The organism is Mesorhizobium sp. M7A.F.Ca.AU.002.02.1.1 (assembly GCF_003998535.1).
GTDB lineage: Bacteria > Pseudomonadota > Alphaproteobacteria > Rhizobiales > Rhizobiaceae > Mesorhizobium > Mesorhizobium ciceri.
On sequence record NZ_RZPB01000531.1, the window covers coordinates 1 to 4,319 of the forward strand.

Genomic DNA, 4,319 nt, shown 5'->3' on the forward strand with positions numbered 1-4,319 from the left:
ATGCCAGAGGTAATACCGATGAACATGCACGCACAACCGCAGCGGACACCGGCCGAGACAGCGTTGATCGACGCGTTCGGCGACCGGCTGTCGCTGCTGCCGGGCGACGGCGCGGTGATGCTGAAGCGCGACGACGCCATCGAGACGATCAAGCACGGCCTGCCGACGCGGCGCGTCGAATCCTGGCACTATACCGACTTGCGCCGGTTGCTGAATACCGTGCCGGACTTCGACCCTGCCGCCATGGCCAAGGCCATTGCGCCGATCGTTGACGGTTCCACTGTGGTGTCGATCCTGAACGGCAAGTCCGACGCCAAAGTGCCGGTTCTTGAAGGCGTCTCTTTCCAGCGCCTGTCGGAAAAGCTGGTCGACGGCAGCGCAGCACCTGGGCTCGACCCCTATGGCAGCGACGACGCCATCGGCGCGCTGAACACGGCTTTCGTCGCCGACGGATATTTTGTCGACATCGCCGATGGCGTGGAACTCGAAAAGCCGGTCGAGCTGCAGAACCTGCAGGCCGGCGGCCAGACCCATGTGCGCCTGCCAGTGCGTGTCGGCGCCGGCGCCAAGGCCGTCATCGTCGAACGGCAGACAGGTGACGGCGCTGCCCTGGGCAGCTCGGTCAGCCAGCTCGTGCTCGGCGAAGGCGCCGAGGTGACGTGGCTGATTGTCCAGGAACAGCCGGAAACGGCGACGCATCTGGCCCAGTTCAAGGCCCATATCGGCAAGAATGCCAAGCTGACGTTGTTCGTCATGAACGCCGGCGGCAAGCTCGTGCGCCAGGAGATCATGGTCAGGACGACTGGCGAAGGCGCCGATTTCAAGCTGCGCGGCATCAACCTCTTGGCCGGCGACACCCATACCGACGTGACCATGGTTCTCGACCACGCCGTGCCGCACACGACCTCGACGGAGATCATCCGCAACGTGGTGACGGGCAAGGCGCGCGGCGTGTTTCAGGGCCGCATCAACGTCCATCAATATGCGCAGAAGACCAACGCCAAGATGGCATGCAACACGCTGTTGCTGTCGGACGACGGCGAGTTCTCGACCAAGCCGGAGCTTGAAATCTTCGCCGACGACGTGATTTGCGGCCATGGCGCGACGGTCACCGAGATCGACCACGATCATCTGTTCTACCTGATGGCGCGCGGCGTCGACGAGAAAAGCGCGCGGGGGCTGCTCGTGAAGGCCTTCGTCGCCGAGGTGATCGAGGAACTGGACGACGAGGCGATCGTCGAAGCGCTGGAAGCGCGGCTCGACGGCTGGTTCGTGGCACACGGCTAATTGGATGGGGTCCGGCAAAGCCACCCCTCATCCGTCTTGGCGCTACGCGCCAATCCACCTTCTCCCACAAGGGGAGAAGGTAAAGCGCTAGACCTTCTCCCCTTGTGGGAGAAGGTGGCCGAGCGAAGCTCGGTCGGATGAGGGGTGTTGGAAGGATCTCGGCCTTGGCCGGCAAGGACTTTGAAATGGACCAGAAACTCGAAAACATTCCCTACGACGTCGAAGCGATCCGCCGCGATTTCCCGATCCTGTCGCGGGAAGTCTATGGCAAGAAGCTGGTCTATCTCGACAATGGCGCCTCGGCACAGAAGCCGCAGGCGGTGCTCGACGCTGTCCAGCACGCCTACAGCCAGGAATATGCCAACGTCCATCGTGGCCTGCATTTCCTGTCCAATGCCGCGACCGACGCCTACGAAAAGGCGCGCGAAACGGTACGCCGTTTCCTCAACGCGCCAAGCACCGACAACATCATCTTCACCTCGAACACGACCTCGGCCATCAACACCGTGGCCTATGGCTATGGCATGCCCAACATCGGCGAGGGCGACGAGATCGTGCTGTCGATCATGGAGCACCACTCCAACATCGTTCCCTGGCATTTTATCCGCGAGCGGCAGGGCGCCAAGCTGGTCTGGGTGCCGGTCGACGATCTCGGCGTCCTCCACATCGAGGAATTCGAAAAACGGCTGACCGACCGCACCAAACTGGTCGCCGTCACGCAGATGTCGAATGCGCTGGGCACGGTGACGCCGATCAAGGAAATCGTGCGCATCGCGCATGCGCGTGGAATTCCCGTCCTCGTCGACGGCAGCCAGAGCGCCGTGCATATGCCGATCGATGTGCAGGATCTCGACTGCGACTTCTTCGTCTTCACCGGGCACAAGGTTTATGGCCCTTCGGGCATCGGGGTGCTCTACGGCAAGAAGGACATTCTCCAGGGCATGCGCCCCTTCATGGGCGGTGGCGAGATGATCGAGGAGGTGACGGAAGACATCGTCACCTACAACGAGCCGCCGCATCGTTTCGAAGCCGGCACGCCGCCGATCGTGCAGGCGATCGGACTGGGTGCCGCGCTCGACTATATGGAAACGATCGGCCGCGAGCGCATCGCCGCGCATGAGGAAGACCTCAAGACTTATGCGCATGAGCGGCTGCGCGCCATCAATTCGCTGCGCATCTTCGGCGATGCGCCCGGCAAGGGCGCCATCATCTCGTTCGAACTGCAAGGCATTCATGCGCACGACGTGTCGATGGTGATAGACAGGCAGGGCGTTGCTGTCCGCGCGGGCACCCATTGCGCCCAGCCGCTGTTGAAACGTTTCGGCGTAACCTCCACATGCAGGGCATCGTTCGGCATGTATAATACCAGGGCCGAAGTCGACGCTTTGGCCGAGGCGCTTGAGAAAGCGCGCAAATTCTTCGGATGACGATTTTTTTGGGTGACGACCATGGATGATGCAAGCATCGCTGCCGAGACCACTCCGGAAACCGCGCCCAATGCGCTGGTTTCGGGATCGGCCATTCCAGCCGACGAACTGGCGCGGTTGACCGACGACATCGTATCGGCGCTGAAGACGGTCTACGATCCGGAAATCCCGGCCGATATCTACGAACTCGGCCTCATCTACAAGATCGACATCGAGGACAATCGCTCGGTCAAGATCGACATGACGCTGACCGCTCCCGGCTGCCCTGTCGCCGGCGAAATGCCCGGCTGGGTCGAAAATGCCGTCGGCGCCGTCGAAGGCGTGTCCGGCGTCGAGGTCAACATGACCTTCGACCCGCCATGGTCGGCCGACCGCATGTCGGAAGAGGCGCAGGTGGCGGTGGGCTGGTACTAGCGTCAAGCCTGGCACACTTGCGCGAGGGATAAAACTTCACCATTTTAGGTGAGGAATCATTCGGCAGGCCTTGAACCTGCATGGAATGGAAGGAAAAAGAATGGGACGCTTCGCCGTCATCACCATGACCGAAAAGGCCGCCGACCGGGTGCGCGAGATCGTCGCCACCCGCGACAACGCGCATGGCATCCGCCTCGGCATCAAGAAGGGCGGCTGCGCCGGCATGGAATATACGGTCGATCTGGTGACCGAGCCCAACACCAAGGACGACCATATCGAGCGCGACGGCGCTCATGTCTATGTCGCGCCCGAGGCCGCGCTATTCCTGTTCGGCACCGAGATGGATTTCGAGCAGACGACGCTGCGCACCGGCTTCACCTTCCACAACCCGAACCAGAGCTCGGCCTGCGGCTGCGGCGAATCCGTCGAACTGAAGCCGGCCGACCTGAAGGCACTGGCAGAGGCACGCGCTTCGGCCTGATTTTTTCCTTCGCCCCGTTTACGCGGAGAAAGTGTCACGAAGTGACGGATGAGGGGCAGCGCCAGCCTCTCCAGAGTTAGCTCCGCCCAGCCTGCCGGCGTACGTCGTTAGAAAATCCAAGCAATTGGCTTTTCGTTCGCTGCGCGGATCACTCCTCACCTCCCCGTAAACGGGGCGAAGAAACTCACTCCACCCACATGCCCGTCCGCTTGTGCCAATCGGCGATCGATTCCTCGGGATAGACGTCGAAGACCTTGTCGTGCTTGCCAACCACCGGCTCGACCCAGTTCGCCTTGTATTTCAGCATCAGGTGCACCTTGCTCTGTGGGATGGGCAGGTCGCTGTCGATCGCCGAGGCGAAGGGATGCACAAGCTCCGGCCAGGTTGGATCGTAGAGCCAAAGGGCTGAGCCGCATTTCTTGCAGAAATTGCGCTCGCCGGTTGAGATTTCGCAATGCGGATGCTCGTCGTCCTCGATCTCCGCCCGAAAGACGCCGAGGCTGCGCTTGCCCCTGATGTTCAGTGTCTCGTTGTCGGCACCGAGATTGATGGCAAACCCGCCGCCGCCCTGCTGCTTGCGGCAGATCGAGCAGTAGCACAGCATGAATGGCGCCGGCGTGTGGCTCTCCACCTCGAAACGCACGGCATTGCAGCGACAGGACCCTTTCAGCAGAAGCGGCATGGCGGGAAAACTCCGATACCTCTCTCCA

Annotated in this window: 5 protein-coding genes; 4 read left to right on the plus strand and 1 reads right to left on the minus strand. The window is 61.8% G+C overall.

Annotation, left to right across the window (positions count from 1 at the left end; genetic code table 11):
* Positions 1–18: 18 nt before the first annotated feature.
* From sufD to sufA, 4 genes are all read left to right on the plus strand, one after another.
* Positions 19–1,287, plus strand: a complete 1,269-nt coding sequence (gene sufD, locus EN879_RS25940) for a Fe-S cluster assembly protein SufD (protein ID WP_063167809.1) — start codon at positions 19–21, stop codon at positions 1,285–1,287.
* A gap of 185 nt (positions 1,288–1,472) precedes the next feature.
* Complete coding sequence (locus tag EN879_RS25945) at positions 1,473–2,714, plus strand: cysteine desulfurase (protein WP_063170212.1); 1,242 nt, start codon at positions 1,473–1,475, stop codon at positions 2,712–2,714.
* Between the two features lie 21 nt (positions 2,715–2,735).
* Positions 2,736–3,128 carry an SUF system Fe-S cluster assembly protein gene (locus tag EN879_RS25950; protein ID WP_013532157.1) on the plus strand — a complete coding sequence of 131 codons (393 nt, stop codon included), beginning with the start codon at positions 2,736–2,738 and terminating at the stop codon, positions 3,126–3,128.
* Positions 3,129–3,228: 100 nt separating this feature from the next.
* The gene (gene sufA, locus EN879_RS25955) at positions 3,229–3,609 is read left to right on the plus strand and encodes a Fe-S cluster assembly scaffold SufA (RefSeq protein ID WP_013532156.1); all 381 of its coding nucleotides are present in this window, start codon (positions 3,229–3,231) and stop codon (positions 3,607–3,609) included.
* Between the two features lie 184 nt (positions 3,610–3,793).
* Here the strand turns inward: sufA and EN879_RS25960 are convergent, their stop codons facing one another.
* Complete coding sequence (locus EN879_RS25960) at positions 3,794–4,291, minus strand: GFA family protein (protein ID WP_013532155.1); 498 nt, start codon at positions 4,289–4,291, stop codon at positions 3,794–3,796.
* Positions 4,292–4,319 lie beyond the last annotated feature (28 nt).